At 49.7% G+C, this 26,079-nt stretch carries 25 protein-coding genes and 1 pseudogene; 12 read left to right on the top strand and 14 right to left on the bottom strand.

Annotation, left to right across the window (positions count from 1 at the left end):
- Nucleotides 1-34: 34 nt before the first annotated feature.
- Both murP and murQ read right to left on the bottom strand, forming a co-directional pair.
- Nucleotides 35-1,486 carry a PTS N-acetylmuramic acid transporter subunit IIBC gene (gene murP, locus KGP21_RS08430; RefSeq protein WP_209528549.1) on the bottom strand — a complete coding sequence of 484 codons (1,452 nt, stop codon included), beginning with the start codon at nt 1,484-1,486 and terminating at the stop codon, nt 35-37.
- Between the two features lie 2 nt (nt 1,487-1,488).
- Nucleotides 1,489-2,397 (bottom strand): N-acetylmuramic acid 6-phosphate etherase, encoded by a 909-nt coding sequence (gene murQ, locus KGP21_RS08425; RefSeq protein WP_209528547.1) that lies wholly within the window; start codon nt 2,395-2,397, stop codon nt 1,489-1,491.
- Between the two features lie 228 nt (nt 2,398-2,625).
- Here murQ and KGP21_RS08420 point away from each other — a divergent pair, with 228 nt between their 5' ends.
- The 4 genes from KGP21_RS08420 to KGP21_RS08405 all read left to right on the top strand — a co-directional run bounded on the left by KGP21_RS08420 (nt 2,626) and on the right by KGP21_RS08405 (nt 8,103).
- Nucleotides 2,626-3,486, top strand: coding sequence for an SIS domain-containing protein (locus KGP21_RS08420; RefSeq protein WP_059200098.1), 861 nt, complete (start codon nt 2,626-2,628; stop codon nt 3,484-3,486).
- Nucleotides 3,487-3,765: 279 nt separating this feature from the next.
- Nucleotides 3,766-5,631 (top strand): glycoside hydrolase family 3 protein, encoded by a 1,866-nt coding sequence (locus KGP21_RS08415; protein WP_223537931.1) that lies wholly within the window; start codon nt 3,766-3,768, stop codon nt 5,629-5,631.
- Between the two features lie 18 nt (nt 5,632-5,649).
- Nucleotides 5,650-6,735, top strand: a complete 1,086-nt coding sequence (locus KGP21_RS08410; RefSeq protein WP_021805388.1) for a hypothetical protein — start codon at nt 5,650-5,652, stop codon at nt 6,733-6,735.
- A gap of 36 nt (nt 6,736-6,771) precedes the next feature.
- Entirely contained in the window at nt 6,772-8,103 is a 1,332-nt protein-coding gene (locus KGP21_RS08405; protein WP_209523155.1) for an exo-beta-N-acetylmuramidase NamZ domain-containing protein, read from the top strand.
- Nucleotides 8,104-8,319: 216 nt separating this feature from the next.
- Here the strand turns inward: KGP21_RS08405 and KGP21_RS08400 are convergent, their stop codons facing one another.
- The gene (locus KGP21_RS08400) at nt 8,320-8,559 is read right to left on the bottom strand and encodes a DUF1127 domain-containing protein (protein ID WP_115158721.1); all 240 of its coding nucleotides are present in this window, start codon (nt 8,557-8,559) and stop codon (nt 8,320-8,322) included.
- 165 nt (nt 8,560-8,724) lie between these two features.
- On the opposite strand from KGP21_RS08400, the gene KGP21_RS08395 reads away from it, so the two are divergent.
- Nucleotides 8,725-10,149 (top strand): PLP-dependent aminotransferase family protein, encoded by a 1,425-nt coding sequence (locus KGP21_RS08395; protein ID WP_209528543.1) that lies wholly within the window; start codon nt 8,725-8,727, stop codon nt 10,147-10,149.
- Nucleotides 10,150-10,234: 85 nt separating this feature from the next.
- Here the strand turns inward: KGP21_RS08395 and KGP21_RS08390 are convergent.
- Nucleotides 10,235-10,324 (bottom strand): annotated as a pseudogene (locus KGP21_RS08390) (hypothetical protein); the annotation flags it as partial.
- A gap of 178 nt (nt 10,325-10,502) precedes the next feature.
- Between KGP21_RS08390 and KGP21_RS08385 the strand changes: the two are divergent.
- The 4 genes from KGP21_RS08385 (at nt 10,503) to KGP21_RS08370 (ending at nt 14,744) form a co-directional block, all read left to right on the top strand.
- Nucleotides 10,503-11,435 carry a GGDEF domain-containing protein gene (locus tag KGP21_RS08385; RefSeq protein WP_179248239.1) on the top strand — a complete coding sequence of 311 codons (933 nt, stop codon included), beginning with the start codon at nt 10,503-10,505 and terminating at the stop codon, nt 11,433-11,435.
- Nucleotides 11,436-11,755: 320 nt separating this feature from the next.
- On the top strand, nt 11,756-12,091 hold the full coding sequence (locus tag KGP21_RS08380) for a helix-turn-helix transcriptional regulator (protein ID WP_094981214.1): 336 nt from the start codon (nt 11,756-11,758) through the stop codon (nt 12,089-12,091).
- Nucleotides 12,088-12,801, top strand: a complete 714-nt coding sequence (gene arsH, locus KGP21_RS08375) for an arsenical resistance protein ArsH (protein ID WP_094981154.1) — start codon at nt 12,088-12,090, stop codon at nt 12,799-12,801. Before KGP21_RS08380 ends, arsH begins: the two co-directional genes overlap by 4 nt.
- A 470-nt stretch (nt 12,802-13,271) precedes the next feature.
- A complete protein-coding gene (locus tag KGP21_RS08370) occupies nt 13,272-14,744 on the top strand; it encodes a SulP family inorganic anion transporter (RefSeq protein WP_223537930.1) in 1,473 nt (490 codons plus the stop codon).
- Nucleotides 14,745-14,823: 79 nt separating this feature from the next.
- Here the strand turns inward: KGP21_RS08370 and arsC are convergent, their stop codons facing one another.
- From arsC to pfkB, 6 genes are all read right to left on the bottom strand, one after another.
- Nucleotides 14,824-15,249, bottom strand: a complete 426-nt coding sequence (gene arsC / locus KGP21_RS08365; RefSeq protein WP_021805401.1) for a glutaredoxin-dependent arsenate reductase — start codon at nt 15,247-15,249, stop codon at nt 14,824-14,826.
- Between the two features lie 12 nt (nt 15,250-15,261).
- Nucleotides 15,262-16,551: an arsenic transporter gene (locus KGP21_RS08360; RefSeq protein ID WP_094981156.1), complete on the bottom strand. Its 1,290-nt coding sequence runs from the start codon at nt 16,549-16,551 to the stop codon at nt 15,262-15,264.
- A gap of 46 nt (nt 16,552-16,597) precedes the next feature.
- The gene (gene arsA, locus KGP21_RS08355; protein WP_223537926.1) at nt 16,598-18,349 is read right to left on the bottom strand and encodes an arsenical pump-driving ATPase; all 1,752 of its coding nucleotides are present in this window, start codon (nt 18,347-18,349) and stop codon (nt 16,598-16,600) included.
- A 17-nt stretch (nt 18,350-18,366) separates the two neighbouring features.
- A complete protein-coding gene (gene arsD, locus KGP21_RS08350; RefSeq protein WP_021805404.1) occupies nt 18,367-18,729 on the bottom strand; it encodes an arsenite efflux transporter metallochaperone ArsD in 363 nt (120 codons plus the stop codon).
- 48 nt (nt 18,730-18,777) lie between these two features.
- Nucleotides 18,778-19,128, bottom strand: coding sequence for a transcriptional regulator (locus KGP21_RS08345; RefSeq protein ID WP_094981158.1), 351 nt, complete (start codon nt 19,126-19,128; stop codon nt 18,778-18,780).
- Between the two features lie 265 nt (nt 19,129-19,393).
- Entirely contained in the window at nt 19,394-20,335 is a 942-nt protein-coding gene (gene pfkB / locus KGP21_RS08340) for a 6-phosphofructokinase II (RefSeq protein WP_223537924.1), read from the bottom strand.
- Between the two features lie 108 nt (nt 20,336-20,443).
- Between pfkB and KGP21_RS08335 the strand changes: the two genes are divergently transcribed.
- Together KGP21_RS08335 and KGP21_RS08330 are read left to right on the top strand one after the other, a co-directional pair.
- Nucleotides 20,444-20,650 (top strand): Arc family DNA-binding protein, encoded by a 207-nt coding sequence (locus tag KGP21_RS08335; RefSeq protein ID WP_179248312.1) that lies wholly within the window; start codon nt 20,444-20,446, stop codon nt 20,648-20,650.
- 50 nt (nt 20,651-20,700) lie between these two features.
- Nucleotides 20,701-21,087 (top strand): hypothetical protein, encoded by a 387-nt coding sequence (locus KGP21_RS08330; protein WP_223537921.1) that lies wholly within the window; start codon nt 20,701-20,703, stop codon nt 21,085-21,087.
- A gap of 872 nt (nt 21,088-21,959) precedes the next feature.
- On the opposite strand, the gene KGP21_RS08325 is transcribed toward KGP21_RS08330, so the two are convergent.
- Nucleotides 21,960-23,927 carry a phage tailspike protein gene (locus tag KGP21_RS08325; protein ID WP_223537918.1) on the bottom strand — a complete coding sequence of 656 codons (1,968 nt, stop codon included), beginning with the start codon at nt 23,925-23,927 and terminating at the stop codon, nt 21,960-21,962.
- 144 nt (nt 23,928-24,071) lie between these two features.
- On the opposite strand from KGP21_RS08325, the gene KGP21_RS08320 reads away from it, so the two are divergent.
- Nucleotides 24,072-24,323 (top strand): Arc family DNA-binding protein, encoded by a 252-nt coding sequence (locus tag KGP21_RS08320; RefSeq protein WP_223537916.1) that lies wholly within the window; start codon nt 24,072-24,074, stop codon nt 24,321-24,323.
- Nucleotides 24,324-24,367: 44 nt separating this feature from the next.
- Here the strand turns inward: KGP21_RS08320 and KGP21_RS08315 are convergent, their stop codons facing one another.
- The 3 genes from KGP21_RS08315 to KGP21_RS08305 form a co-directional block, all read right to left on the bottom strand.
- Complete coding sequence (locus KGP21_RS08315) at nt 24,368-25,027, bottom strand: Rha family transcriptional regulator (RefSeq protein WP_371824848.1); 660 nt, start codon at nt 25,025-25,027, stop codon at nt 24,368-24,370.
- A 123-nt stretch (nt 25,028-25,150) separates the two neighbouring features.
- Complete coding sequence (locus tag KGP21_RS08310) at nt 25,151-25,861, bottom strand: P22AR C-terminal domain-containing protein (RefSeq protein ID WP_223537911.1); 711 nt, start codon at nt 25,859-25,861, stop codon at nt 25,151-25,153.
- A complete protein-coding gene (locus KGP21_RS08305) occupies nt 25,851-26,024 on the bottom strand; it encodes an Arc family DNA-binding protein (protein WP_223537908.1) in 174 nt (57 codons plus the stop codon). The genes KGP21_RS08310 and KGP21_RS08305 overlap by 11 nt, the downstream gene beginning before the upstream one ends.
- Between the last annotated feature and the right edge of the window lie 55 nt (nt 26,025-26,079).

The raw sequence follows: 26,079 nt of genomic DNA, 5'->3' as shown, positions 1-26,079 counted from the left end.
CCTAGGGTATAAGCCGGTTAAAACCTGGTTATTATCAGCTTAAATCCACATCCTTGCTGCCAAACAGCCAGGTCAGAATAAATCCGGCAATATAGGAGATCAATATACCGGCGACATACACCAGCATGCCCGCGAAAATCCCCTTGGCTGAGGTCATTAATGGAATCGACACCAGACCCGAAGGACCAAACACCGTATTCAGCCCCACCGGCAACCCCATCCAGGCAACCAGACCGATAAAGAAACCACCGACCGCGCCCCCCAGACAGGCAGTAACGAATGGCTTCAGGCGCGGTAAGGTGACACCATAAATCAGCGGCTCCCCAATCCCCAGCAGGCCGGGGAAAATGGCCCCTTTAATCTGGGTACGCAGCAGAGAGCCTTTAGGCGAGCGAGCAAACAGCGCCAGCGACGCCCCCACCTGCCCTGCACCGGCCATCGCCAGAATAGGGAACAGCGAGTTAAAGCCCTGCGCATCCATCAAGGCAAAGTAAACCGGCACAAAGCCCTGATGAATGCCAAACACGACGGCGATCAGGAACAACCCGGCCAGAATGGCGGTGCCGAACGGGTTGCCGTTCAGGTGCATAAACAGCCATGACATGCCCTTAAACAACTCACCGCCAACCGGCATAATCACCACAAAGGTAATGGCGCCAGTGATCAGCAGGGTAATTGACGAGGTCAGGATCATATCCAGATTATCGGGGATCACCCGGCGTACCTGCCTTTCGATCCATGCGCCCAAGATACAGGCCAGTAGAACCCCAATGATGTTACCGCGTGGGTCGATCGCCAGCCCAAAAAAGTCGCTCATCCCTGCGTAGTAGCCGGTAGTTCCTTCTGGTACATAGCGTAAAACAAACAGCGAAGCGATGATCGCACCGTTAACCCCGGTGCCACCAAAGGCCTTCTGAGTGTTAAAGCCAATCAGGATACTGAGGAAGGTAAACAAACCGATGCTGAACACTTTCATGTAAGCGATCAGCCCTTTGAGCCATGCGGCCGGTGCCACGCCCTCCACGATCAGCGTTTGCTGCATCAGGGTAGCGATCCCCAACAACAACCCTGCGGCAATAAAACCTGGGATCAACGGCGTAAAAATCGTGGCAAACTTAGTCAGGAAATTATGCACCGCGCTATTTTGCTTGGCTTTCATCTGCTGCTTGTTTTCACTTGCCAAGGCCTGCAAGTCAGCTTGCTCGGCATTCCCCCGTTCCTGCTGCGGTTGCGCCGTTAACAACGCATTCATCATCTCGCTGGCAGTTTGCGCTTTGCCAGGGCCGAGGATAATCTGCAGTTGATCGTCGCCGTTAACTACCCCCATTACGCCAGGGATCTTCTTCAACTCATCGACTTGTATTTGCTGACGATCTTTTAACGTCAGACGCAGCCTGGTCATGCAGTTACCGCAGATAATGATATTTTTACTGCCACCCACCAGGAGTAAAATTTGCTCTATCATAGGAACGGTTATTTTCGCCATGGTTATGCCTGTATCCCTTGCAGTGCTTGACGGATAAATCCTTTGTTTTTACTCAAAACCGCGCTGGCCTCAGGTGCAGACAAGCCGCCGAGGATCATGACAATCGCGGTTTTGCAGTGGCGCTGACATTGATTAAGTGCCTCTTCCGCCTCTTCAGGGCTGCACTCCGTGGCTTCGACCACAATATTAACCTGGCGCTGTATAAGCTTGGCGTTGGTGGCCTCCACATCGACCATCAGGTTGCTGTAAACCTTGCCGCTGCGGATCATCGCACCGGTGGTGATCATATTCAGAATTAACTTCTGCGCCGTTCCCGCTTTCATGCGCGACGACCCCGTCACCACTTCAGGGCCCACCACCGGTTCAATGGCGATATCCGCCGCCTGGCTCATTGCGCTATTTGGATTGCATGAGATGGCCACGGCAGTTGCCCCAACGCTACGAGCATACGCCATAGCCCCCAGTACATAAGGGGTGCGGCCACTCGCCGCGATACCAACCAGCACATCACGTGCATTGAAATCGAGATTACGCAGATCCTGTTCGCCCATTTGCGGATTATCTTCGGCATTTTCTACCGCCTGTAAAATCGCGGTATGGCCCCCTGCGATCAGCCCAACCACCTGCTCACGCGGTGTACCGTATGTTGGTGGGCACTCACTGGCATCCAGGATACCCAACCGACCAGAAGTACCCGCACCGCAATAAATCAATCGGCCACCGCAGGCAAAAGCGTCTACCACCAGATCCACTACCCTGGCGATTGCTGGCAGGGTAGCAGCTACCGCCAGCGGTACTTTTTGGTCTTCGCTGTTGATCACGGCGAGCATATCCAGAGTGGGCAACGTATCAATTTGCGAACTGGCCGGGTTGCGGCTTTCCGTCACCATCTGGCTTAAATTTATCTTCATGGGGGCTTCCAATGGGTTAAGATTTTCGACAATGTTAAGGAATTATTTATTCGGCAAATGTGATAATCGTCACGGTAAGTCGATTCCAGGCGCGAGGTAAAGCAGGAATAAAGCGCAAAAAAAACCGCCATTTAAATTTTAATTTTCAACAATTTCAATTAAATAAGTCAAAGGAATGAAAAGCCCCCTAACTGGAATAATCTATTACACACAGTGGAGATATTGTTGATGTCAGTCCTGAACGAAATCACCTGGTTGCTGCCAAGCCTGGCCGAAAACCAGCAAAAAATCGCTAAATATATCCTTGATAACCCGGAAGCCGTCCTGAGCATGTCTTCATCCCAGTTTGCTGAAGATGCTGGTGTCAGCCAGTCAGCCATCGTCAAGTTTAGCCAGAAAATCGGCATGAAAGGCTTCCCCGCACTGAAAATTGCCATCAGTGAGGAGCTGGGCAGAAATAACCTGTTCAAGTCCTCTCCGCATAAGGCCTTGCATAACGCCATCTCGTCGGAAGATTCTTTGATGGTGGTGGCACAAAAACTGGCTCATGAGAAAAATACCGCCATCGTAGAGACGACAAAAAGGATCGATTTCCCCATTTTCCAACGGGTGGTTGATATCATCGATAACGCTCAACGCGTGCAGATCGTGGGTATTTGGGGCTCGGGCCTCACCGCCAAAGATTTGAGCTACAAATTACAAAAGATCGGTATCCTGAGCCTGGTAGAAGCCGACCTTCACGTCCAGATCGCCACCGCACAGGCGCTAACCCCCAAAGACGTTCAAATCGTTATTTCTTTCAGTGGCCGCAGGAAAGATATGCATATCGCCGCCTCGATGGCAAAAGCACAGGGAGCGACGGTGGTCGCCATAACCGGCAGCAAGGACAATCCTTTAGCCAAAATAGCCGATTATGTATTGGAAAGTGTCTCTGATGAAAACGAGTGGCGGAGTTCTTCGATTTCGTCCAGAACCGCACAGAATACCCTGACGGATTTGATTTTCCTGGCGTTAATGCAACGACGCAAAGAGATAGCCAAACCTCTGGTGCTGAATGCGAGCATGACCATTAATAACCTGGACGACTGACCAGCAGAAAAAACCGAATACCATTAAAACAATGACAAGAATTATCTTAACTTTTCATGACGGGATTAAAATAATTAGCGCAAGATATTCTTGCCCTTAAAGGGTTATTCTTTGCTCGCCCCCTTTACCAATCAAGCTGGTCGATACAATGCCGGTATAAAAAACCGGCATTATTCCTTTACGCATCACAAACACGAATCGATCAACTGTGATAATTATCACTTTATTACCTGCTTTGGAATGTACAATCGCCGGAAATTGATACCTCGGAGTCATCCCATGAAAAAAATAATACCGGCCATCTTTTTATTTAGTGCCGGAAGCTACGCGGCCGCTATTCCAGAAGCCCAACTAAAAGAAATGTGGCTTTCCCCCAAAGACGCGGCTGAAAAGCTCAGTGTCGACATGAGTTTTGCAGAAAAACTCGGGCAAATGTTGATGGTTGACATTCGTTCCTGGGATGAAAACAGTAGCGAAAGTAAAACGCCTTTTATTGAGATGAATACCCACGTCAGTAAAATGATGACTGACTATCATTTGGGTTCAGTGATCCTGTTCCGTGAAAACCTGATTAATACCCCACAAGCGGTTGAGTTGATTAATAATTTCCAGCACGCACGGAGTAACTTACCGCTGTTTATCAGTACCGATCAGGAAGGTGGGTATGTTACCCGCCTGCGTGTGGGCACCGAGATGCCGGGCAATATGGCCTTGGGGGCTACCGGTGTGGCCGATTTAGCCAAACAAGCCGGGAATATCCATGGTTATGAGTTAAGCAGCCTTGGGTTTAACTTTAACTTTGGGCCGGTAGTGGATGTGAATAACAACCAGAATAACCCAGTCATCGGCGTTCGCTCTTATTCCGACGATCCGATTCTGGTTGGGAAATTAGCTCACAGCTATATCGAAGGTATTCACCAATATCCGGTGCTCACCTCTCTGAAGCACTTCCCTGGGCATGGCAACGTCGCCTCGGATACCCATTTTGCCCTCCCCAGCGTCAACACGGATAAGGCTTCATGGCAACAGACCGAACTGAAACCCTTTGTCGACGTGATGCCCGATACCGATGCCATCATGACCGCCCATGTGGTGGTGCCAGCGCTTGATAGCACCCTCCTGACCAACATCAAGGGAGAGAAAATCGGTACCCCGGCCACCTTATCCAAAGCAATCTTGACCGATACCCTGCGTAATCAACTCAAGTTTGATGGGCTGATCCTGACGGATGCCATGGACATGGGGGCCATTACCGGCAATTTTGACCGTCATTGGTCCATCAAGCAGGCTATTTTAGCCGGTAATGATATTGTCTTGATGCCTATAGGGATTAAAGACAGCGCCAGTATTGAACAACTCGGCGAACTGTATGCTTATTTGCAGGCCGAAGCGGAAAAAGATCCGGTGCTGAAGCGACGCATTGAAGATTCTGCGCAGCGGGTGATTTATACCAAGCTCAGCAAACGCATCTCCCCTGCGCCTCATGATGCTGCCACGGCTGAAACCATTGTCGCCTCCAAGGCGCACAAGGATCTGGAAAACGCCATTTCGGAGCAGGCCATTACGCTGATCAAAAACGACCGGGTGCTGCCTTATGCGCTTAAAGCACAAAACAACATCATGGTCTTTTCGGACGAAGGCCCGCGCAATGAGTTAATCAACAAGCATTTAGCTCAGATTGCCAATGAGTTGAAAGTGGGCTTAAACGTCAAAGATCAGGTGGTTAAGCTGGATCAGGACACATTAACAACGGAAGAAATTGAGCAGCAACTGCAAGATCAACAGTTGGTTATCCTGGCCACCTACAACCTGAAGCTCAACCCGGCCAACGCCCAACGCATCATCGACGTCGCCAATAAACAAAATATCCCTCTGGTGGTGATTGCAACGCGTAATCCCTATGACATCGCTTATTTATCGGGCGTAAAAGCCAATATTGCGATTTATGGTATTACCGGTTTTGATGTGACCAATAACGTCCGTAACAGTCTGGAAACCAACATCCGCAGCGGTTTAAGAACGCTATTCAAGGGGCCAACAGGGGAGAGCCTCGCAACGCCTCACGGTAAATTACCGGTTGATATTAAAACACCAGATAATAATAACGTGCTCTACCCACGCGGTTACGGATTAACAGCATTATAATATCTCTGAAGGTAAAACATGAAGATCTTAACAGGGCTAGTGATTTTCAGTGCCATTCTCATGGCACAACCGGTATTGGCTGATGAGTCTGAGACGGATTATGATCAGGAGATCATCAAACTCAATAAACGCATTCAGCAAATAGAAAAAGAAAAGCAAGCCGCACAGGATAAACTTAAACAGCAAACCTGGCGCTTCGATACCTATATTGGTACCGAGCAGGAGATAGACAGTGACGATCGCTGGAAATATATCCGCGGGAGTGTAGCGACCTCGCCTTATGTCGGTGCCTTTATTTACCAGAATGATTCATTATGGCTGTATGACGTTCAGTTTTTGAAAACCTATCTGGATAATACGCCAGAATATGACCGCACACGTTGGCAAGCGGGCGTCACCAGAACATTTCCATTCGCTCTGGCAGGGAAAACTGGCAATACAAAATTGCGCCTCGGTTATCGTAACGACAACTGGCATTTTCCTTCTATCAGTAACCCAGCTCTGGCAGCACCGGAATACAAAGGGGATATCCGTAAGGGCGAGGAGCGGCATGAGATCTGGATCCGTCCGCAAGCCTATTACAAGTACTCTGATAGCCTGAGCTTTAATGCCAGCCTCTCCTTCCGCCTGATTGACCGCAAGTTGGATTATGCGCGGGCAAAAGGAGATTATGGGGTTTACAAACGCGACTGGAGCCAGATCAATGAGCACTTCGCGGGAGCGAACCTGACGTTTAACCAGAAAAACTCCCTCTGGCTGAACTATCTGTATATCGATGAGCAACTGGTCAATACGCTGTATAACAAGGAGCATTTCTTGTGGGCGATTTACCGTTACAAGTTCGATAGTGGCGTGATGCTAATGCCTTATACCCGCCTGGCGTTGACCAAAGGGACGCAAAGCTTCCGCGACTCCAGAAACCAGGAAACGGTTTATAAAGAGAAAGACCGAAGCCGCTACGGCTTCCAGGCAATCTATCCGTTTACCAAGCAGACGTCGCTGTTTGTCGACAGTTACTATCGCCCGGAACAAACCTGGATGAATGGTGATAAAACCAGCAACAACTTCTGGTTCTGGGCGCTGGAACTGCGGCATAACTTCTGACGGGTATTTGACCCTATTAATGGAGGGAAACAAGGAATGAGACACCTGCTACTGACGGTATTATTCCTGTGCTCGTCATTGGCTACCAGCGCTGGCTATGCCGGCGCTGTGCCAGGCATAGTGCTAGGCGTCGATCGGGAACAAATCTATGGGCCGTTGCTGAAAAACCAGCGCGTCGGCCTGATGGTTAACCAAAGCTCAATCAATAAACAGGGCCGGCACACCATCGACAAATTGCTCGCCGAGCAGGATAAATATCAGTTTACCGTGACCACCCTGTTCTCGGTAGAACACGGTATCCGCGGCAATGCCGATGCCGGGCTGGGTGACGATAACCATATCGATAAGCACAGCGGCCTGCCGATCGTGTCTTTGTATGGTCGTGATGAAGATGGGCGGTCTCGCGCCCATCCCACCGAGGCACAGTTAGCCAATGTCGATATCGTTATCTACGATCTGCAAGATGTGGGCGTGCGTTTCTTTACCTACACCATTTCCCTGCACCACATGCTAGAAAGCCTGCAAAAATATCATAAGAAAATGATGGTATTCGACCGGCCCAACCCGCTAGGCAGCCATGTGTATGGCCCTATTCTTGAGGAGGCAAATATCTCGGGGATTGGTATGCATCCAATACCAATGGTGCACGGGCTCACTTCGGGAGAATTTGCCCGCATGATCACCGGCGAGGGTTGGCTGACGAATTTCAATGATACCAACTGGCAGGCCTTTGGCATCAAAGAGTATCAGTTCCCCGCTGAAGACCTGATGGTTATCAGCATGGCTAACTACCGGCATGACACCCCATATTCACTGCCAGTACGGCCATCGCCGAACCTGCGCAGCGATCTGGCTATCCAACTCTACCCTTCTTTGGGGCTGTTTGAAGCCACCAGCGTCAATATGGGCAGAGGTTCAGACCATCCGTTTGAACAACTGGGTTTTCCTAGTCGCCAGTTTTACGTCAATACCTGCTATCAGGTGGATATCAGCCAGCAGAAAACCGGCTGGCCACAGGCAGGCAAGGAAGTGTGCGGGGAGATTTTGACCGCTACAGATATCAGCCAGGTTAAACCAACGATACGTTACCTGGTCGACTGGTGGTTCAAATTCAAGACTGCGGGCTATGAGATGGTGATCCCTGCGGCAAAAGAAGCGCAGTACCTGGATTATCAGGAGGAGTTCTTCTTGATACGCCCTCAGTGGCTGGCCAAGCTCACCGGCACCAGCAAACTGGTTACGCTGCTCAATGACGCAAGCGAAAGAAAACTGTCTGTTGATGAAACGGTCCAGTTCATCGAGGCCCAGTGGCAACCCGAAGTGGATAGCTATATGCAACTGCGGGAGAAATATAAGCTTTACCCTTAACGAACCTGCAATGACACAAGGGGCGTAGCATGTTACGCCCCTTACAAACTCAGCCATTATCACGTTATCAAGCTTTCCCTTTTCCAATGACTTTGACTTTGGGTGGCGGTAGTCTTTGCCACCATTTTTTTGTGAGTCACCGTTCAATGGGCGCGTCATGCCATCGAGATGAGGTTTCTATGGCCCCCTCTTATGTTCTACTCACCTTACCCTGACTCAGCGCCAGAACGGACGGCTGTAGTCTCGCTTGATATCATCCCGGCGTAGACCTATATCCTTTAGCTGATCGCTATTCAGCCTTGCTAGCGTATTGGCAGCTTTGCGCCGCTCATTCCATCGATTTGCCCATCTGTATGCTTTTAACCATAAACGGACAAAAATATGACGGCGTTTGTTTTTTGTTCCCTCAGCTGACAAGCAGCCACCATCAATTTGATTTTCAATAACATTACTCATAATCAGCTCCCCGTCAGTCGATGAGCCTTTAGCATGATGCTTGGGTGAAAAACATTACAGATGCAAAGCCCGGCTATTATTTCCATACAGATATGTGCTAAACAGTCTGAATGGTAAAAATCAGCGCCATCTGTACTGGTCCCCTCTCTTTATCAGGTGTTATCTATGACTCGCTACCAACAATTAGCCGATATCCTTAGCCAGCGCATCAAAGAAGGGTTGTATGTGCCCGGAGAGCGGCTGCCTTCCGTTCGGGTGTTGAGTGACGAGCACGGGGTCAGTATCAGCACCGTACAGCAGGCCTATCGGCAGCTTGAAGAGTGCCTGCTGATCGAAGCGCGGCCGAAATCGGGATACTTCGTGCGCTGTAGCTCAAATCTGCCAGCGTTACCCGCGCTATGCAGCCATGCACAAAGGCCGGTCGAGATCTCTCAGTGGGAAAATACGCTGGAGTTTTTGAAGGCCAGCGCGCAAGACAATGTGCTACATCTGGGCGTCGGCACGCCGGACCTGTCTGGCCCAGGCCTGAAAATACTCAGCCGTTTGCTCGCCCGTATCAGCCTGCATCAAAGCGAGGAAGTGCTGGATTACGACAGTATTTACGGCACCCTGGCGTTGCGTGAGCAGATTGCCCGCCTGATGCTGGACAGTGGCAATCATCAGTCGGCAGAAAATATCATCATTACCTCTGGCTGCCATGGCGCACTGGCTATTGCCTTAGGGGCCGTTTGCCAACCTGGCGATATTGTGGCGGTGGATTCCCCCAGCTTTCATGGCGCGATGCAGACGCTGAAAGGGATGGGAATGAAGGTGATTGAAATCCCCACCGATCCGGTAGTGGGGATCAGCCTGGAGGCGTTGGAAATGGCGCTGGATCAGTGGCCGATTAAAGCCATCCAGCTGACGCCAACCTGTAATAATCCGTTGGGTTACAACATGCCGAATGAGCGCAAGAAAGCGCTGTTGACGCTGGCGCAGCGCTATGACGTGGCGATTATTGAAGACGATGTGTATGGCGCGCTAGCTTATCAATACCCACGCCCGCCGACCATTGCCTCCTTCGATGAGGATGGCCGCGTATTGCTATGTAGCTCCTTCTCTAAAACCGTTGCGCCCGGTCTGCGGGTTGGCTGGATTTCTCCAGGGCGTTACTTAGAGAAAGCGTTACATATGAAGTACATTTCCGCCGGGCGGGTCCCTACCTTACCGCAATTGGCTATGGCTGAATTTATTAAGCAAGGACATTACCTCCAGCATTTACGCCGCATGCGCCGCCAGTATCAACGTAATCGCGACATTATGACGGGTTGGATCATGAAGTATTTCCCGCCGAATACCTGCCTGAGCAGACCGCAAGGGAGCTTTATGTTATGGGTGGAGCTGCCTTATGGATTCGATAGCCTGCGCCTGAACCGCTGCTTGTTGCCACAAGGTATACAGATTGCCGTCGGATTTATCAGCTCTGCGGCAGGAAAATACCGCAATTGCCTACGGCTCAGCTACAGCAAGCCCATGACCCGTGAGATTGAGCATGCGATCCAAAAGGTGGGAAACACGATTTATGAATTGCTGGAAAATCTTAACCAATGAATGCCGAAAGTTGATGAGTTCCACTACAGCAATCTGAGCCCGCAATTCACGTTGCGGGTTTTTTTGTATCTGCAGTACGCTCCTAACCATCGCTTGGTGCTCGAATGGTCGTTTGTTCCAAATTGTAGGTCGCCTCTGCAATCTGTGATTTCAGGCTGGCGATGTGAGCGTCCTCAGCGTTGTAGTTCCCCGAAGATCCTCCCTCGTTTTTGACACTATCGCGAATGTCAAAAAACGGACATGCACCTTTCTCAACGACTACACTTGTAAAATTGGTTTGATCGCGTGTGATCTTTTGATGTTGCGTTGCTTACGAACAACGTTCTCCCTACGATCCCACTAACGGACTTGGTATGAAGATTGAAATTCTTAAACAGGCGGTTATGGATTCGCGAGACGGCATCACCATCTCTGACAATGCCATAGACGACAATCCTTTGATTTTTGTAAACCCGGCTTTCGAGAGAATGACCGGCTACTCCTTCGAAGAAATTACCAACATCAACTGCCGATACCTACAAAATAACGATCGGGAACAGCCAGAGCTGGAGATTGTGCGCAACGCCGTTAAAAATGGCGAGTACTGCCTGGTAACCTTGCGAAACTACCGCAAGGATGGAACCATGTTTTGGAATGAGTTAAGCATATCGCCAATTCATGATGAGAGTGGGGCTGTAACCAATTTTATCGGGATCCAAAAAGACGTAACACCAAGAATGATAATCCAGCAACAGCTTCGTGATGAGCATCGGTCCCTCGAGGAAATGAAAATACACTTCGAGCAACTCTCCATAAAGGATGGACTCACCGGGATTTATAATCGTCGCTTTTTTGATACGCAGTTGGACATTCAATGCAAAATTGCCATCCGTAATGGTGACTCATTGATGCTCGCCATGATTGATGTCGATCACTTCAAATCATTCAATGATATTTATGGGCATCAGGCAGGCGATGCAGCGCTAATACGTGTCGCTGATTGCTTGAGTCAGTCTTTCAAGCGGGGGTCTGATTTTGTAGCCAGGTATGGCGGCGAAGAATTTGTCATTCTCTCCAATGGGATGACCAAAGACCAGGCAACGCTGTATGTGCAGACGCTATGCCAACTCGTACGGGATTTGAGAATACCGCACTCCGCATCCAGCACTGGGTACTTGACTATAAGCATCGGTTTTTCAGTTCATACATTTGGCCAACTACCCTCGCCTAACGTACTACTGACACATGCCGATAAAGCGCTTTACGTAGCTAAAGCCCGGGGCAAAGATCAGTTTTTCAGTCTTTAGCAAAACCCGCCGTAAACCCTCGCCAAATACGGACGGGGATATAAGGCAAAAAGCCCGAAGGGATTTAAAGATCGGTCAGGCGTTGACTGACTCTGAATATAGGCTCCGAGAGTCTAAATAGTTGCCCCTCCTGCGTTACAGACAAAGTACGATCTTGACCACAACAGCCCTGACACTTGCAGAATTTGTGGGCCGACGGCCGGTCACACCGTATCCGCACGACCTCCTCCCTATAACAACGCGGAGCGTTTATGTTCTTGGTCTTTCGAGAGGAACAGATTATATTTCCATTATTCTAGAAATATAGAATAAAGGTGTTTATGGAGCTTTCAAAAGCAGCGGATACCCTGAAAGAACTGGGGCATCCAACACGTCTGAGTGTGTACAGAGAGCTGGTTAAAGCCGGGCATCAGGGGCTACCTGTAGGAGAACTGCAAAAGCGGCTTGAGATCCCTGCTTCAACATTAAGCCATCATCTGTCAGCGCTGATTTCAGTTTCCCTTGTGCATCAGGAACGGCAAGGACGAATACTTTTTTGCCATGCTCACTATGAAAGTCTGGACGCACTGATCGCCTTCCTTACTGAGGAATGTTGCACTGGTAGCGCTGATTGTTCCACTACTGCCATAAATCTAAAAAATGGAGAGATAAAATGACGGACGAGCTTAAGAACGTTGACAGAGGTTTATTCGACACGTCAATTAACGAGGGGAGATTCGGTGTTCCTGCCATTCAACATCCTGCCCGCATTCTGATGCTTTATGGTTCTGTACGCGAACGTTCATACAGCCGACTGGCAACTGAGGAAGCAGCAAGATTATTGACTGCGATGGGCGCAGAGGTGCGGATCTTCAATCCTTCTGGCTTGCCTCTTCCTGATGATGCACCTGAATCGCATCCTAAAGTGATGGAGCTACGCGAGCTGGTTCGTTGGTCTGAAGGGATGGTGTGGTGCTCACCTGAGCGGCATGGTGCGATGACCGGCATCATGAAGGCCCAGATTGACTGGATACCCCTATCGGAAGGCGCAGTTCGTCCTTCTCAGGGTAAGACGCTGGCCGTTATGCAGGTCTGCGGTGGCTCTCAGTCTTTCAATGCCGTAAACCAGATGCGCATTCTTGGCCGTTGGATGCGGATGATCACCATTCCAAATCAGTCCTCAGTGGCGAAAGCCTGGCAGGAATTTGATGGGGATGGCCGTATGAAACCATCATCTTTTTACGACCGCATTGTAGACGTGATGGAAGAACTGATGAAGTTTACTCTTCTGACCAGAGGGAGTTCAGCTTATCTCGTTGATCGCTACAGCGAACGAAAAGAGTCGGCAGAAGAGCTTTCCCGGCGAGTCAATCAGAGCAAGATTTGAGGCCTGACATGAGTGATTTGATTGCTTTCAATTCGTGTGTGGCGTTTTTTCAGGCGGCAACATGAGACTGGGCTATCCCACGTTTTGACATCAACCCACCGGAAAATGGCGAAGTAACATAAAAAAAAGCAGGGGGGAGTTACTTCTCCCCTATTTTCCTAAGCCTGTAGTTTTGGGTTTGAAATTCCTTGTTTTTTTATTATAGTTCCCGCTTAGCTCATGTGACTGAGCTTGATTTGATGGCTGGATGAATGTGTTTTTACTGGCTACACACTCTTCTGAAAGTAACTAAAGCAGACCTGAGGCCTAAATTTTATCATGTGTATTACGCCACCCTGAGTTTTCCCTTCCTTCGTCGTACTGAGCCAGCCTCTGCACGCACTCAATAACGTCCCGTCTGCGGATGTGTTTTACCGTACATAAATTTTTGCCCTCAAGGGCTGACTGTATCTAAAAACCGAGAAATAACCATGTTGCTGTCCTCAATGCGTAAGGACTGGCTGGGTAACGTCCGTGGTGACGTACTGGCCGGAATTGTTGTCGCGCTCGCACTCATTCCAGAATCGATCGCCTTTTCCATCATTGCCGGTGTCGATCCCCAGGTAGGGCTCTACTCTGCTTTCTGTATCCCGGTAGTTATGGCTTTCTTTGGCGGGCGTCCGGCGATGATTTCTTCATCCACAGGTGCAATGGCGCTGCTGATGGTGACGCTGGTTAAAGACCACGGCCTTCAATATCTGTTGGCGGCTTCCATTCTGACGGGGGTCTTCCAACTGATAGCGGGTTATCTGAAATTAGGCAGACTGATGCGTTTTGTCTCACGCTCAGTGGTAACCGGATTCGTCAACGCGCTGGCAATTCTGATCTTTATGGCGCAATTACCTGAACTGACTAATGTGACCTGGCATGTTTATGCCATGACTGCGGCGGGTCTAGGAATTATTTATCTCTTCCCGTACCTTAACAAAACCATTCCTTCACCACTTGTCTGCATCGTGGTGCTGACTGGCATTGCCATGTGGCTGCATCTGGATGTACGAACTGTAGGTGACATGGGTAAACTTCCAGACAGCCTGCCTGCCTTCCTGCTTCCCGACGTGCCGCTAACTATCCAGACACTGCTCATCATCCTGCCATATTCTGCGGGGCTTGCGGTTGTTGGCCTGCTTGAGTCAATGATGACCGCTACTATCGTGGATGACATGACCGATACCCCCAGTGACAAGAACCGGGAATGCAAAGCGCAGGGTATCGCCAATATTTGTGCGCCCTTTGTCGGAGGAATGGCTGGGTGTGCGATGATCGGGCAGTCGGTTATCAACGTAAAATCAGGCGGGCGTGGGCGACTTTCTACTCTCACGGCTGGCGTAGTGCTGCTTTGCCTGATTGTGTTCCTACGTGACTGGGTATCTCAGATCCCCATGGCAGCGCTCGTCGCGGTGATGATTATGGTATCCATCGGAACGTTCTCCTGGCGCTCGATTATCAACCTGCGTACACATCCACTTTCAACCAGCGTGGTCATGCTCGCCACTGTCGCTGTCGTGGTTGCAACACATAATCTGGCCTTTGGCGTGCTGACTGGCGTACTGATAGCCTCTCTCAACTTTGCCACAAAAATATCCCGGTTCATGAGAGTCACTTCTGTTCTTGAGGATTCGAGCCGAACCTATACCGTTACCGGCCAGGTTTTTTTTGCCTCGGCAGACCGCTTTACCAGACACTTTAATTTCCGCGAAACCATTGAGCATGTGGTGATAGATGTTTCACATGCCCATTTCTGGGACATCACATCCGTCAGCGCTCTGGATAAGGTGGTCATTAAGTTCCGCAGAGAAGGCACGGAAGTTGAGATCCGTGGGATGAACGAAGCTACCAGCACCATCGTTGACCGTTTTGGTGTTCACGATAAACCCGAAGCACTCGAAAAAGCAGGCTTCTGATACTTCGTTAACACGGGTCCCCAGAAAAAAGGGCGAGAACTCTCGCCCTTTCATCATCTCGACTATTTTACCTACACAATCAACTTAAGCGATGCCCCTTTTCATCAACCACCTTCTCACCGTCTTCCTTGGTAAACGCACTTTTCTGCGCCTCCGGAAGAATATCCAACACGACTTCTGAAGGGCGGCACAGCCGGGTTCCCAGCGGCGTCACGACAATGGGACGGTTAATCAGGATCGGATGCTGCAACATAAAGTCGATGAGTTGATCGTCAGTAAAACGGTCTTCGGCAAGCCCTAACGTTTCATACGGCTCAACGTTTTTACGCAGCAGAGCCCGTACTGCAATGCCCATATCGGCAATAAGTTTGCCCAACTCATCGCGTGATGGTGGCGTCTCAAGATAATGAATAATAGTCGGTTCGGTGCCGCTGTTACGGATCATCTCCAACGTATTACGCGAGGTGCCGCAGGCCGGGTTGTGATAAATGGTAATGTTGCTCATATCAGGATCTCATTACAGAGTAACAGAGAGACGTAGCGCCAGCGCGGCCAGCGTTACAAACAGCACAGGCAGCGTCATGATAATACCGGTGCGGAAGTAATATCCCCAAGTGATCGTCATGTTCTTCTGTGAAAGTACGTGCAGCCACAACAGCGTTGCCAGGCTACCAATAGGAGTTATTTTAGGCCCCAGATCGCAGCCAATCACATTGGCATAAATCATTGCTTCCTTGATAACCCCTGAAGCGGTGCTGCCATCAATCGACAATGCGCCGACCAGCACGGTAGGCATGTTGTTCATGATAGATGACAGGAATGCGGTCAGGAGCCCTGTGCCAAAGGTAGCGGCCCAAAGCCCTTGGTCTGCCAGTAAACTCAACACGCCAGAGAGATATTCTGTTAGTCCGGCATTACGTAAACCATAGACAACCAGATACATCCCCAGTGAGAAAATCACAATCTGCCAGGGCGCACCGCGCAGCACTTTACCGGTGTTAATGGCATGTCCTCTTTTAGCGACGACAAACAGGATAGCGGCTCCAACAGCCGCAATAGCGCTAACCGGGATCCCTAATGGTTCCAGCACAAAAAAACCGACCAGCAGAAGAAGTAATACAATCCAGCCGGTTCTGAACGTCGTCGGGTCCTTGATTGCGAGTGCGGGTTGTTTCAGACGTTTCAGGTCATAGGTCGGCGGAATATCTTTACGAAAGAACAGATGCAGCATCACCAGTGTGGCAATAATGGCGGCAATATCCACCGGCACCATCACTGAAGCGTATTCAGTGAAACCCAGATGGAAGAAGTCTGCCGAAACAATATTGACCAGGTTCGACACAATAAGCGGTAGGCTGGCGGTATCGGCAATAAACCCAGCGGCCATAACGAAAGCCAACGTAGCGCTTTTACTGAACCCGAGAGCCAGTAGCATAGCGATAACGATCGGTGTCAGAATGAGAGCCGCACCATCATTGGCAAATAGCGCTGCCACCGCCGCACCGAGCAGAACGATATAGGTAAACAACAGGCGACCACGGCCATTTCCCCAGCGGGAAACGTGCAGAGCTGCCCACTCAAAAAAGCCAGACTCATCCAGCAGCAGGCTGATAATAATGACGGCAATAAAGGTTGCGGTGGCGTTCCAGACGATATTCCACACTACCGGGATATCCGCAATGTGTACCACCCCCGACACCAGAGCCAGTATCGCGCCCAGAGTGGCACTCCAGCCGATCCCTAACCCCTTCGGCTGCCAGATTACCAACACGATGGTCAGGATGAAAATTGCTCCTGCCAGTAACATAAAACCTCCTGACAGGGCAGCGTAACTGCCCTGTATCTGTTAAAAATCAACCTGCGAGCTGTTTGAGTTTGTCGATACCTGTTGGCTCTACTGCAAGAACAGGAACCAACGCAACACGGTTAGTATGCTGGCGCTTAACGGCCTCTATTTGAGGTAGCTCCTGCTGCGCACGCTGACGAAGCAGCGGTGAATGAGTTTCCGCGATGGAAAGACTGTTATTGATAATCCAGCCCCAGGGATGGATCCCCGCCCGTTCAAGATCGGCCTGCAAATTTGCCGCCTCCAACACGGGGGTAGTTTCAGGCAGCGTGACCAGTAAGACTTTGGTGCGCTGCGAGTCCTGAAGCTGCATCATCGGCGTCGTGAAATGAGCTTTATCTCCCATTTTCTTTGCTATCTCCCGGTGATATGCCCCGGTGGCATCAAGTAACAACAATGTATGCCCGGTCGGTGCCGTATCCATGACAACGAATCGTTTACCCGCTTCCCGGATCACCCGCGAGAAAGCCTGGAAAACAGCAATCTCTTCAGTACAGGGAGAGCGTAAATCCTCTTCCAACAGATGTTTCCCCGCCTCATCCAAGTCACGTCCTTTGGTTTCAAGGATATGCTGACGATAACGTTCTGTTTCAGCATGAGGGTCTATTCTGCTGACCTGCAGGTTATTTAGGCTTCCATTGAGGGTTGTACTGAGGTGCGCAGCAGGATCTGACGTCGTGAGATGCACATCAAATCCCATCTCGGCCAGCCTGACTGCTATTGCAGCAGCCATGGTTGTTTTACCCACGCCACCTTTGCCCATCAGCATAATCAGGCCATGTTCACTGCGGGCAATCTCATCAACCAAAGTGGACAGTGACGGGAGCGATGGTTGTTGCAGCGAGTGTTCTTCAGCGAAGGAAACTATTTCAGGCCCGGAGGCGAGAAGCCCCCTTAGTGCAGGAACACCAACCATATTTACTGGTTGAAGGAATAAGGTGTCCGTTGGCAGACCGGCCAGACCGACAGGAAGGGTTGCCAATGCCTCCTGCTCCCGGCCCCATATTGCAGCCGCCAATGCATCGTTTACCGCTGCTGTTTCAGGTAAAACACCGTTGATGACCAGATACTGATTTTTGAGGCCAATCGCCGCAAGCTCATTATGAGTACGGGCGACCTCCTGCAGCGTGGATTTTTGCAGTCTTGCCACTAAAACCAACCGCGTACGCTCCGGGTCAGACAAAACCTTAACGGCGTGCGAATATTGCTCACGCTGTTTTTCCAGCCCTGCCATCGGGCCAAGACAGGAAGCCCCGTCTGGATTACTCTCAATAAAGCCACTCCACGCTCTAGGTAACTGGAGAAGGCGAATGGTGTGGCCCGTAGGCGCGGTATCAAAAATGATATGGTCAAAACGGGTCAATAATGATGCGTCAGTCAGCAACCCGGTAAATTCATCAAAAGCTGCAATTTCTGTGGTACATGCACCTGAGAGTTGCTCGTTAATACTGTTAACGACATCATCAGGCAGAATGCCTTTGATGGGATCAACAATTCTGTCCCGATATTCCAGGGCGGCTGCCTGTGGATCAATTTCCAGCGCTGAAAGTCCTGGTACAGAGATCACAGGCAGAATGGTGTTGCCAATAGTCTGGTCAAAGACCTGGCCGACATTTGAAGCCGGATCGGTGCTGACAAGCAGAACCCGCTTGCCCTGCTCCGCCAGACGGATAGCCGTGGCGCAGGAAATAGAGGTTTTACCGACGCCCCCTTTACCGGTAAAAAACAGGTAAGGGGGAATATTCTGTAAGAATTTCATCTGTCCTCCAGACATGTTCAGCAACAGGAAGTCTTACCGCCACAGCAACCCGTAGGAGCTAATCCTATCTTCTCCAGTGGTATACTAAACCAGCGAGCCAACTCGGCACGTTTCGGGTATCGCCCTGCCATTACCGTTTCTCCGTCCAGTAACAGCAGTGGCAGTCCTTCAGCCCCCGATGCCTCAAGGAACGCTTTAGCTTTCTCGTTTTGTACAAAGTTCATGGGTTGCTGCGCCAGGTTATAACGGTCAACCTGGACGCCTCGCTGTTTCAGCCATTGCACATCCGCAGAAAAATCAACCAGAAACTGCTCGACCTCAGTACCGCAAACGCCGGTACTACAGCACATCGCTGGGTCAAACACCGTTAACGTTTTCATTTTTAACACCTCACATTCGAAAAAACATATGTGTATAGGTAAATTTTTTTAAAGACAAATAGCCTTGCCGCTGCCAGAGCAGTTGGCTGATACCAGCTTGCGAGCAATGCTCTGAACGTCTTCTTGTTGGCTTAACCAGGCCTGCTCGATAACCTGAGCAGCCCAGGAAGGAATATGCGGAGATAATCTGTAGTGAACCCATTTCCCCTGCTTACGATCCAGCAACAGTTCGCTTTCCCGTAACATTGCCAGATGGCGGGAGATCTTGGGCTGCGACTGCTCCAATGCTGCACAAAGATCGCACACACACAACTCCCCCATCTCCTTGAGCAGGAGCACGATACCCAGACGGGTTTCATCGGATAGGTTTTTGAAGAGCTGTAAGGGGGTAAGCGGCATAGTTGTCTCCTGATGATCGATCTTAATCATAATCGGATTGGATATGGAGTCAATTACATATTCGAATTTTCATATGTGAAATCACGAATAACCGCAAACGTTGATGCCAGTTTGCCTTGTAACGTGATAGCACGGCACAATTTTATCACTGGCTGAGCAAAGTAAATGAGCCATACCCGCGAATATCCCTGATTGCGTAGGCTTAAGCTTTTTATGGATGATTGATCCTATTGCAAAATAACCCGCGTCGTAGAGTTTTCCAAACTCAGCCACGCGAACTTTTGCAAATGTAGTCATACAGGCGCTGGGTATCCGCCAGTGAACAGAGCCGCGTTCCAAGATTAAGCGTGGCTGCACTGCCTGCTGCAACGCCGAACCGAACCATATCCACCAGCTCTGCCCCGTTCGCCAATTTCAGCACCATCGCGCCTACCATGCTGTCACCTGCCCCGACGGTGCTAAGTTTCTTCACCGGTGGCGGGACTATCTGTATACAGGTATCACTATCAACGGCGAGAGCCCCTTGAGGGCCGAGTGATACAACAACCCGCTCAGCTCCGCCCTGTTGTACCAACTCCTTAGCGGCAGCCCGGACATCATCAGGATGCTCCAATGACCGCCCGATAAGCGCAGACAGTTCATTCTGATTCGGTTTTACCAAAGCCAGCCCCCCTACATCCAGGCAGGCCTGTAAAGCATCCCCGGAACTGTCGACGATACACTGCAATCCCATGGCTTGCGCCTGCTTAATCAGGTCGGTTAATTTTGCCAGCGTGGTGCCCGGTGGCAAGCTGCCACTCACCACCAGAATCGAACCATGGGGGATCTTCTGCACCTTCAACAGAATCTGGTCAAACTCGGCATCATTAACCCTTGCCCCTGGCATAACAAAACGAAACTGTTCACCGCTATTATCCACATGGACATGCAGGTTCTGCCTTGTCCAGTCCTGAGCTTTCAGGGTTTCTGTAACAATGCCTTCCCGATCAAGCAACTCTTTTAAGTGCTCACCCGTTGGCCCACCAATGGGAAAAATCGCACTGGCTTGCCCACCAAGATAAACAACGGCACGGGCAACATTGATACCGCCCCCACCAGGTTCAAAAATGGGGGTGGTGCAGCGCAGTTTCCCTTCAGGGTAGATCTTGGGAGTGGTCGTCGCACTATCGAGAGAAGGGGAAAGTGTTAAAGTAAAAATCTGAGTCATGATGGTCAAATCCTCTTTTTCTGATTTTACTTTGTCGATTAGGTTGAGGAAGAAAAGGGAAAATATGGGTCATGCACCGCGACTGGGAGCATTTACCCAAGCCAGAATATATCCGTACACCACAAGTATATACCTAAAGAGCTTAAGGATAATGTTAAGCAACGTGCAGCACTCAATGGCCGCTCGCTCAATGCGCAGCTGGTGCAGATTGTTCAAGATGCCATGTCCAGGCCTTCACCTGTTATTGGCTACCGTAGCGACACGGAAAAGTTAGCCGCTCAGCAGGCCGAAACCGTCAAGAAGATGGTTTTCTAAACACTCGTGCAGATGTATGCTGATAAAAAATAATTAGTTAGGACTCTGGGATGAAAAAGATCATCATTGCCATGTTGGCCTTGGCCTCACTACCCGCTAGCGCCGAGTGCTGGGTTGTGTCGAACTTAAAAGGCTCAACATTCATGAAGGATGATGCCTACAAACAAACGGATGACGGTTTTAGCGGCTCGTTCATGATAACCATTGATGAGAAAAACTCATCCGTTGTGACAAACGGCACAGACGCTGGAGGGATAAAATATATTCCTATATCCCAAAATACGCTTATTGGATTATCTCAGTCTGATTCTGGTGAGGCGGTTGAGACGTGGTCTATCAACAATGATGGAAAGGTCATGATGACAAAAGTCCTAACCGGATGGGGAGGGTTTGACTCCTCCAAAGCATTCGTTGGTGATGTAACTGGCAAATGCTAAACGCTACAGCCGGGGGCTATATATATAAAATTTTAGCGTTATCTTTGTTACTGGCGCCATGCGTTTCTAATGCTCAGTGCTGGGTGGTCTCCAACCTGAAAGGCCAGTCTCAATTCAGTCCTGAGTACAAACTTCAACAAGATGAGGCCGCTGGGACATACCATATTTCTATAAATGGGAATACAGCAAGCCTTACTTCAGTTGGTGATGTATATCAATCAGGACTTACGTACTCACCTGTGTCATCAACTTCTATGGTTGGAGAATCTCACGGGAAAAGTAACTCCTTCATCGAGACATGGGCGATTACACCTGATGGGAAAGTGCTCTACACTAAAACTCGGGCTAGTTCTTCACATTGGAGCCAATTGTCATCTTTCATCGGCGATGTTATCGGGGAGTGTTAGCCATCCTCAACTAATTATTAGAGCTTTTTATGGTAAATTAATTTTGTGCCTTATAGTAATTGTTTTAACTGGCTGCGTTCAATTCAGTCAGGTAAACCGCGGCGATGGAAAAGCATAGAAATGGTTCAGCATTATGTGCACCTCTCCTTTTCTCATTTAGCCGAACATGCGAGAAAAATTGACGAAGTCTTGGCGGGGGGATATCTCTAATCTGGCACTTTTGGAAAAAGTAGCAATCTGAATTTAGAGGTAACTATATGATTCAAAATGGTACGCCCTACAGGGCTCGAACCTGTGACCTACGGCTTAGAAGTTCCTAGATCTCCCTTTTGAAACAGTAAATTACCGCATCACACCGCGCTCACACGTCCCAAGATGCAAAAACTTGTCAACCCCTGTCAATCCATGTGAAAACATCCGTGTCCCACATTCGTCCCATCACACAACCAAGTCATCAAACTTACATTAAGAATGAAGTGCATCAGCTGACCAGTAGAAGTAAGCATCAGCGCCCATAGCCGCATCTACAGTCACTTTGAATGATGTGTCATTCGTTATGAGGTCTACACGGATAGGCGCTGTAAAGTTTGCGGAGCGCGTCAGCGAAACAGTTGTTGGTCTAACACTCATTCCGTGGAAAACATATACAAACAGAGCCCCGGCAGGGATAAATGTCGCACCGCTACCTCTATTAACGAAACCAATAACATCAAAAGCCCTAAATGGCATTATGTTGCTAACAAAAATGGGCGTCACTGCGGGGTTGTCACGCTCGATCTTTCCTCCGGTGATGCGTACCCCATTGCTCGCAACTAGTTTATAAGCCCCCGCGTTGTTCACAGACGTCAGTGTTTGAACATGCATATTATCAAAGCGGATATTATTGCTGACAGAATCACACGCAATGCAAGGCGACCCAGTAAGCGCAAATCCAGAAGAGAAAATATGACCGCTAAACGTTGCGTTTAGCGCATCTGAGTCCACTTGGATAGCTTGCAGACGGCTTGTAGCAGAGTTCAGCTCATATGTGGTTCCGTAGCTGTTACCACTGTAACGCACCGGGATGTAATCGCCTGTTGATCCATGGATAAATTTAGTGTCACGACTGTTGTTGGCGTAAACCCCGTATCGGCGTGAATTCGATGTTGTGATCTTCATGTAACTGGCGATATCTGAAGATGCCATGCCATCATTTTCGATGTACAGCCCGTCATGTGGCCCCGCAATAAGCAAATCAAGCATGACAAGGCGGCGACACTGCTTGCCTGATGCTGACTTCTTCACCCACACGGATTTAATGTTTGATGATGCGTCTTCGTTGCCGATATTCAGTACAACGCCGTGCAAGCTACCCACCCCTTCGAGGATTAAGCCATTATTTTTTGCCCAACCCGCCTCCAGGTGCAAGATAGAAACATCCTCAACCTCATGAAGAACGGATCCGAAATCATCCCAGTTGCTATACCATTCGCGGATTGTCCCCCAGTTACTAGAACCCTCTGCATATAAAGCTTGGCCGCAGGATTCACCATTCTCTCCCGTGTAGATCACGATGCTGTTTGCTGATGTTTTATGCTGGCCTGATTGCTCAAGCATAGTTCTAAGCAATCTCCCTTTATAGTTGTAACCTCTCACGTTGATGTCACAGCTGCGCACCCCCTGGAAAACAAAGGCCTGCTGCACAGAAACTGGATCTGCCTGTGAGTAATCTGGAGAAGATGAGGCCCCGCCGCCGCCATGCACGGAGAAGAAGAATACGCTGTCGCGAGTATTGACGAACTTGAGCGCAGTCCCGATGCCATTAGCTGGCAAGAATGGGCTTTTGATAATAACTGAACACTCAACACGCCCCGCAAAATCTGCAACGACAGTTGACGTTAGCCGATATCCGGTGCCTTTCCCGCTTGTTAAGTGCCGGTTGCTTCCACCGGTAACCCACTGCATCGCTCGGCTAACAGCTTCAGTATCATCTGCGGTTCCATTGCCGACCGCGCCAAAGTATTCGAGAGTTAACGGGATTGAAGAGGTTAGCAGCGAGTCCCCAAACCCAACGTTAATTGTACCATTTGGCGCTATCAGCGCTTGCCTGAGCATGTCAGGATCGTACTTTAGGATGTTAGGGAAGTAGAACTGCTGCACATTGTTAGCGTCGTATACAGCCATGCTGTGGCCTTCTACGGTCACAAATTTTGAGATTTGCCCGTTATAAACCGGATAACCACCGGCGTTAATGACAACCGGTTGCGAGACTGGCACAACACTTCCATCTTCGTTTTGCAGATATACCTGGATCTGATTTTCTGGGATTGTCGGGTCGGTATCGATTAGGCCTATATAAACCTTGCCCTTAGCATTTCCTTTAAATGCTCTTGCCTGCGTAAAGAGTTGTGACGGCATTGATACAACAACATTGGGGACGATAGGATCGGCCATTTAGTTTTCTCCAGGCGTGTGGAAGCCACACAAGGCGCGGCTTGCAGTGGTTTTTGTTAATGGTTTTCAGACCACAGTGGTCTTATTGTGAATAAAAACAGTAGATCATATGATGCCGATCCACCTTGTGTGAGGTATCAACTTATGGCCAGAGATGACCCGCAATTCAATTTGCGCCTACCAAAAGAACTGAAAGATAAGGTTAAGCAACGTGCGTCACTGAACGGCCGCTCTCTCAATGCCGAACTTGTGCAGATCGTACGTGATGCCCTTGCGCAGCCGTCACCCGTTGCAGGCTACCGGAGCGACACGGAAAAGTTAGCCGATCAGCAGGCTGAAACCGTCAAGAAGATGGTTTTCGAAACGCTCGTGCAGATGTATGCTGATAAAAAATAACCCGCTCGCGGCGGGTTAGGTTATGGTCTTGCCTTCTGTAAATACTATGCCACATCAGCACCGTGAATGAGATGACGTAGCGCCTCTACCCCGTTGGCGTTGTAGCGGAACGCCTCGACCTGCTTGCTTGAGTGCGCCGACTTGTCCAAGAAGAATTTGCCGTACTGTTCAGTTTTGAGGTTGTTCGCATTTGCGAGGCGACCGATTTTGTTGGCTGACACATCCAGCATTTCGCCAACTTCGCCAGCTGTATGATAGTGCTCTTCGATAACCGGCAGCGGGATGGCATCAAAGCCAGCAACGGGATTGATGATGTTCGCCGCTGCGCACTGCTTGGCTTCTGGGCTAAGGTGTGGCATCAGGTCAAACAGACTAGTTACCGCCTCAACCGACATCTTCAGTGTGCGAGCACGACGATACTCAGGCAGGCCGCTATTGCTTTTGGTCGGCAGAGTTTCTCCGGTTTCCAGTTGACGCCAGCGCTTTGCCACCTTATGACGCAAGGGGATGCTGTAGCCGGTCATCAGTGTGAGTGTCAGGTCTTGGTCTAACCAGAACTCTTGGTAGGTACGCCCTTTAGCGTCTTGGTAATCTCCTAAGAACTCAGGAGATTGAAGATTGAGCGCATCCAGCATTTTCCGACAGTCTGCCATGACGTTATCGTGACGCTTGCCGGTCAGCGCCGCAATCTCACGGCTTGACATTTTAGTGACAACAGATCTTGCTTTTGCTACAGTTAATGAAGTCATATTGATTTCCTATTTCAGTTTTGACACGGCCGCCAGCTCCACACTGGCGGTTTTTATTTGCGTCATCCCATACGCCTATCAGTGCAACTCCTTTTTACCGTTCAGCTTGTCCAGCATTGGTGCTGCGTGACATGCGTGAATGCCGTTCTTGTCGATATTTGCCGTCTCACGGATCAGCGCTTCACGTGCTTTTTCTGTCATATAGCGTGTCTCATGGCCCATGTCGTAAAAGTACCCAGAGAAGGTAGAGCCGATCTGCTTCATTGCCGGGTAAATCGCCTTGCTCACGCGCTGGCTTTTATCCATCCAGATCCACATATAGGACAGGTTAATCAGCTCTTCATCTGTGAACTGTTTTGCTATCGGTGAATGCGCAACTTCTCGGTCCAGAATATCCAGCACCCAGCGGCGGAACTCTTTGGCTACATCGGTGCGGGAGAACATGGCGATCAGGTGTGCGCCGCGCAAGGAGAAAACGCGAACCTTTTTGCGGTAGTTTCCTGAGGTACTCACTTCGAGTACCTGAGTCATCCCGCTGGAAAACTCATCGGCGTACTTGTTGTAGATCATCGTTACAGCGCGGCTGTTTGAGTACTCCAGCGCTTTCGCAAGATCCGATGAGGTAAGCCATGTGCCAGTGATGTTAGAAACAGGAACCAATGCTTTACCTTGGAAGTTGAAGTCTGATTTTGCTACAATGTGCATGTCGATATTTCCTTTGTCGGATTTGTTCGATGAGAGGCCCAGAGTGTTAGCGCACTTCTGGGCTTCGCTGTTTTTACTGACCATTCGCCCTTTCCTCACGCAAGCAACGCGCCAAACACTGCACAATCGCAGAGTTAATCGAAATGCCATCCATCTCTGCCATGCGGCGGATATCCTCTTTCATGCGCTCAGGCAAGCGAAGCTGAAAGCTATCGTTCTTGCGCCCGGTATAAAGTACATCTTGCATTTGCTGCCTCCTTTTCTGATAGCATCATTTTGATGCCTGACATCATTATGATGTC

This window comes from Serratia sp. JSRIV004 (assembly GCF_019968705.1).
GTDB lineage: Bacteria > Pseudomonadota > Gammaproteobacteria > Enterobacterales > Enterobacteriaceae > Chania > Chania fonticola_B.
The sequence above is the reverse complement of the archived record's forward strand: the minus strand, read 5'-3'. Positions and strand labels throughout refer to the sequence as shown.

Coding starts and splice junctions, on each gene's coding strand:
- murP (WP_209528549.1), bottom strand. CDS start 1,486: ATGGCGAAAATAACCGTTCCTATGATAGAGCAAATTTTACTCCTGGTG.
- murQ (WP_209528547.1), bottom strand. CDS start 2,397: ATGAAGATAAATTTAAGCCAGATGGTGACGGAAAGCCGCAACCCGGCC.
- KGP21_RS08420 (WP_059200098.1), top strand. CDS start 2,626: ATGTCAGTCCTGAACGAAATCACCTGGTTGCTGCCAAGCCTGGCCGAA.
- KGP21_RS08415 (WP_223537931.1), top strand. CDS start 3,766: ATGAAAAAAATAATACCGGCCATCTTTTTATTTAGTGCCGGAAGCTAC.
- KGP21_RS08410 (WP_021805388.1), top strand. CDS start 5,650: ATGAAGATCTTAACAGGGCTAGTGATTTTCAGTGCCATTCTCATGGCA.
- KGP21_RS08405 (WP_209523155.1), top strand. CDS start 6,772: ATGAGACACCTGCTACTGACGGTATTATTCCTGTGCTCGTCATTGGCT.
- KGP21_RS08400 (WP_115158721.1), bottom strand. CDS start 8,559: ATGAGTAATGTTATTGAAAATCAAATTGATGGTGGCTGCTTGTCAGCT.
- KGP21_RS08395 (WP_209528543.1), top strand. CDS start 8,725: ATGACTCGCTACCAACAATTAGCCGATATCCTTAGCCAGCGCATCAAA.
- KGP21_RS08385 (WP_179248239.1), top strand. CDS start 10,503: ATGAAGATTGAAATTCTTAAACAGGCGGTTATGGATTCGCGAGACGGC.
- KGP21_RS08380 (WP_094981214.1), top strand. CDS start 11,756: ATGGAGCTTTCAAAAGCAGCGGATACCCTGAAAGAACTGGGGCATCCA.
- arsH (WP_094981154.1), top strand. CDS start 12,088: ATGACGGACGAGCTTAAGAACGTTGACAGAGGTTTATTCGACACGTCA.
- KGP21_RS08370 (WP_223537930.1), top strand. CDS start 13,272: ATGTTGCTGTCCTCAATGCGTAAGGACTGGCTGGGTAACGTCCGTGGT.
- arsC (WP_021805401.1), bottom strand. CDS start 15,249: ATGAGCAACATTACCATTTATCACAACCCGGCCTGCGGCACCTCGCGT.
- KGP21_RS08360 (WP_094981156.1), bottom strand. CDS start 16,551: ATGTTACTGGCAGGAGCAATTTTCATCCTGACCATCGTGTTGGTAATC.
- arsA (WP_223537926.1), bottom strand. CDS start 18,349: ATGAAATTCTTACAGAATATTCCCCCTTACCTGTTTTTTACCGGTAAA.
- arsD (WP_021805404.1), bottom strand. CDS start 18,729: ATGAAAACGTTAACGGTGTTTGACCCAGCGATGTGCTGTAGTACCGGC.
- KGP21_RS08345 (WP_094981158.1), bottom strand. CDS start 19,128: ATGCCGCTTACCCCCTTACAGCTCTTCAAAAACCTATCCGATGAAACC.
- pfkB (WP_223537924.1), bottom strand. CDS start 20,335: ATGACTCAGATTTTTACTTTAACACTTTCCCCTTCTCTCGATAGTGCG.
- KGP21_RS08330 (WP_223537921.1), top strand. CDS start 20,701: ATGAAAAAGATCATCATTGCCATGTTGGCCTTGGCCTCACTACCCGCT.
- KGP21_RS08325 (WP_223537918.1), bottom strand. CDS start 23,927: ATGGCCGATCCTATCGTCCCCAATGTTGTTGTATCAATGCCGTCACAA.
- KGP21_RS08320 (WP_223537916.1), top strand. CDS start 24,072: ATGGCCAGAGATGACCCGCAATTCAATTTGCGCCTACCAAAAGAACTG.
- KGP21_RS08315 (WP_371824848.1), bottom strand. CDS start 25,027: ATGTCAAGCCGTGAGATTGCGGCGCTGACCGGCAAGCGTCACGATAAC.
- KGP21_RS08310 (WP_223537911.1), bottom strand. CDS start 25,861: ATGGTCAGTAAAAACAGCGAAGCCCAGAAGTGCGCTAACACTCTGGGC.
- KGP21_RS08305 (WP_223537908.1), bottom strand. CDS start 26,024: ATGCAAGATGTACTTTATACCGGGCGCAAGAACGATAGCTTTCAGCTT.